Source organism: Streptomyces sp. NRRL S-340 (assembly GCF_000720185.1).
Classification (GTDB): Bacteria; Actinomycetota; Actinomycetes; order Streptomycetales; family Streptomycetaceae; genus Streptomyces.
The window spans coordinates 1-3,675 of sequence record NZ_JOIY01000087.1; the positions used below are offsets into that span (position 1 = coordinate 1).

2 protein-coding genes are annotated in these 3,675 nt (G+C 69.3%); one reads left to right on the forward strand and one right to left on the reverse strand.

Annotated features, from left to right (window positions below; genetic code table 11):
* The first annotated feature begins 303 nt into the window (after positions 1-303).
* Positions 304-2,112 (forward strand): bifunctional metallophosphatase/5'-nucleotidase, encoded by a 1,809-nt coding sequence (locus IG64_RS37025; RefSeq protein WP_037864892.1) that lies wholly within the window; start codon positions 304-306, stop codon positions 2,110-2,112.
* Positions 2,113-2,267: 155 nt separating this feature from the next.
* On the opposite strand, the gene IG64_RS37030 is transcribed toward IG64_RS37025, so the two are convergent.
* On the reverse strand, positions 2,268-3,675 hold a 1,408-nt coding region (locus IG64_RS37030), incomplete at its 5' end, for a SidA/IucD/PvdA family monooxygenase (protein WP_037864893.1).

Below are 3,675 nucleotides of genomic sequence, written 5' to 3' on the forward strand. Positions count from 1 at the left end.
TCTACCCGTAAGGGGTCGTCGGCAGCGTCAGATGTGTATAAGAGACAGGGGGTGGTCGGGGGTGGGTGGGGTCATGGGTTCCACTGTGTCACCCGTCGGCGGGGGTGTGGGGGGGGTGGCGGTCATCAGATCGCAACCTGCGGGGGCTGTTGCGGTTCGGCGTGTCCCGGCCAGAATCTACGCGCGTCCGTCTACGCGCGTCGTCACTCGTCCGCGGACCGTCCGCGAGCCGGGCTGTCCGCGGGCGGGGCCGGCCGCGTGGCCGGTCGTACGCAAGCCGATCCTTCGCGAGGAGTGCCTGACATGGCGTTGAACCGCCGGAAGTTCCTGAAGAAGTCCGCCGTGACCGGGGCGGGGGTGGCCCTGACGGGTGCGGCGGCGGCTCCGGCGGCGCAGGCCGCGGCTCCCGCGCACGGGCGGGGCCCGCACCCCAAGCGGTACTCGCTGACCGTGATGGGTACGACGGACCTGCACGGGCACGTCTTCAACTGGGATTACTTCAAGGACGGGGAGTACAAGGACGCGGCGGGCAACGCGCAGGGTCTGGCGCGCATCTCGACGCTGGTGAACCAGGTGCGTGCGGAGAAGGGGCGGCAGAACACGCTGCTCATCGACGCGGGTGACACGATCCAGGGCACTCCGCTGACGTACTACTACGCGAAGGTGGACCCGATCACCGCGAAGGGTGGTCCGGTGCACCCGATGGCGCAGGCGATGAACGCGATCGGGTACGACGCGGCGGCGCTGGGCAACCACGAGTTCAACTACGGTATCGAGACGCTGCGGAAGTTCGAGCAGCAGTGCGACTTCCCGTTGCTGGGGGCGAACGCGCTGGACGCGAGGACGCAGCGGCCGGCTTTCGCGCCGTACGTGATGAAGGAGTTCCGGGTGCACGGGGCCCGGCCGGTGAAGGTGGCCGTGCTGGGGCTGACGAACCCGGGGATCGCGATCTGGGACAAGGCGTACGTGCAGGGCAAGTTGACGTTCCCGGGTCTGGAGGAGCAGGCGGCGAAGTGGGTGCCGAAGCTGCGTTCGATGGGTGCGGACGTGGTGATCGTGTCGGCGCACTCGGGTACGTCGGGTCAGTCGTCGTACGGTGACCAGTTGCCGTACGTGGAGGACGCGGCGGCGAACGTGGCGCGCCAGGTGCCGGGTATCGACGCGATTCTGGTGGGGCACGCGCATCTGGAGATTCCGGAGCTGAAGGTCGTCAACGAGAAGTCCGGGCGGACGGTGGTGCTGTCGGAGCCGCTGTGTTTCGCGGAGCGGTTGACGCTGTTCGACATCGAGCTGGTGTTCTCGCGGGGCCGGTGGGAGGTGGAGTCGGTCGCGGCGTCGCTGCGCAACTCGAACACGGTGGCGGACGATCCGCGGATCAGCGGGCTGCTGGCGGATGAGCACGCGAAGGTCGTGGGGTACGTCAACCAGGTGGTGGGCCGGGCGACCCAGACGCTGACGACGGTGGAGGCACGGTACAAGGACGCGCCGATCATCGACCTGATCACGAAGGTGCAGGAGGACGTGGTGCGGTCGGCGCTGGCGGGTACCGCGTATGCGGCGCTGCCGGTGATCGCGCAGGCGTCGCCGTTCTCGCGGACGTCGGAGATCCACGCCGGGGACGTGACGATCCGGGACCTGTCGAGCCTGTACGTGTACGACAACACGCTGGTGGCGAAGCTGATGACGGGTGCGCAGGTGCGGGCGTACCTGGAGTACTCGGCGGGGTACTTCGTGCAGACGGCGGCGGGTGCCGCGGTGGACGTGGAGAAGCTGACGAACGCGGGGGGCCGTCCGGACTACAACTACGACTACGTGTCGGGGCTCGCGTACGACATCGACGTGGCGCAGCCTGCCGGTTCGCGGATCAGGAACCTGACGTACCAGGGTGCTGCGCTGGACGACGCGCAGCAGTTCGTGCTGGCGGTGAACAACTACCGGGCCAATGGTGGTGGGGCGTTCCCGCATGTGGCGTCGGCGAAGGAGTTGTGGTCGGAGTCGACGGAGATCCGGACCCGGATCGCCGAGTGGGTGACGGCGAAGGGTGTGCTGGATCCGAAGGACTTCGCGTCGGTGGACTGGCGGCTGACGCGGGACGGTACGCCGGTGTTCTGACGGGTGTGCCGGTCGTCTGACCGGTACGCCGGTGTTCTGAACCGTACGCCGGTGTTCTGACGGGTGTGCCGGTCGTCTGACCGGTACGCCGGTGTTCTGAACCGTACGCCGGTGTTCTGACCGGTACGCGGGTGGTCCGGTGGTGCGGGGCGGCCTCAGATTCCGTCTGCCAGGGGGGTGAGTGCCCTGAGCTGGTGTGCGGGTGGGATCTGGGGCCGTTGCCGTTGCAGTCCGAAGGTGGTGAAGGCGGTGCGGGCGGGCAGCGGGTAGGTGGCTTTGCCGGTGACGGTGTTGAGGATGGTGGCGCTGCGCCAGGCGGCCAGGCCGAGGTCGGGTGTGCCGACGCCGTGGGTGTGGTGTTCGGCGTTCTGGACGTAGATGTGGCAGCCGGCTCTGGTGATGGCGGGGTCGAGGACGAGGCGGTAGTGCTCGTCGATGCCGGGGCGTTCGCCGGTGTCGCGGTGGATGTAGGGGTCGAGGGCGGTGAGGAGGGGGCTGAGGGGGCGGGGCCGGTAGCCGGTGGCGAGGACGACGGCGTCGGTGGTGAGGCTGCTGCGGGCGCCCTGCTCGGTGTGTTCGAGGTGAAGTTCGATTTTGGTGCCGGCGACGCGGCCTGCGGTGCGGACGCGGACGCCGGGGGTGAGGGTGGTGTCGGGCCAGCCGCCGTGGAGGGTGCGGCGGTAGAGCTCGTCGTGGATGGCGGCGAGGGTGCCGGCGTCGACGGCCTTGTGGAGTTGCCATTGGGCGGGGACGAGCCGGTCGCGGACGGGTTCGGGCAGGGCGTGGAAGTAGCGGGTGTAGTCGGGGGTGAAGTGTTCCAGGCCGAGCTTGGAGTACTCCATGGGGGCGAAGGCCTGGGTGCGGCCGATCCAGTGGAGGCGTTCGCGGCCCGCGGGGCGGGCGCGGAGCAGGTCGAGGAAGACTTCGGCGCCGGACTGGCCTGAGCCGACGACGGTGACGTGGCCGGCGGCGAGGAGTGTGTCGCGGTGGTCGAGGTAGTCGGCGGCGTGGACGACGGGGGTGCCGGGGGCGCTCGCGAGGGGCCGCAGCGGTTCGGGGACGTGGGGTTCGGTGCCGATGCCGATGGCGATGTTGCGGGTGTAGGTGCGGCCGAGGGCTTCGGCTTCGCCTTCGGTGTCGAGTTGGGTGAAGTCGACTTCGAACAGGGCGTGTTCGGGGTTCCAGCGGACGGCGTCGACCTGGTGGCCGTAGTGGAGGGCGGGGAGGTTGTCGGAGACCCAGCGGCAGTAGGCGTCGTATTCGGCGCGCTGGATGTGGAGGTGTTCGGCGAAGTAGAAGGGGAAGAGCCGTTCGCGGGATCTGAGGTAGTTGAGGAAGGTCCAGTGGCTGGTGGGGTCGGCGAGGGTGACGAGGTCGGCGAGGAAGGGGACCTGGATGCGGGCGCCGTCGAGGAGGAGTCCGGGGTGCCAGTGGAAGCCGGGGCGTTGTTCGTAGAAGGCGGTGGACAGTCCGGTGAGGGGGTGGGCGAGGGCGGCGAGGGAGAGGTTGAACGGTCCGATGCCGATGCCGACCAGGTCGCGGGGGGTGGCGGGGGTGTGGCGC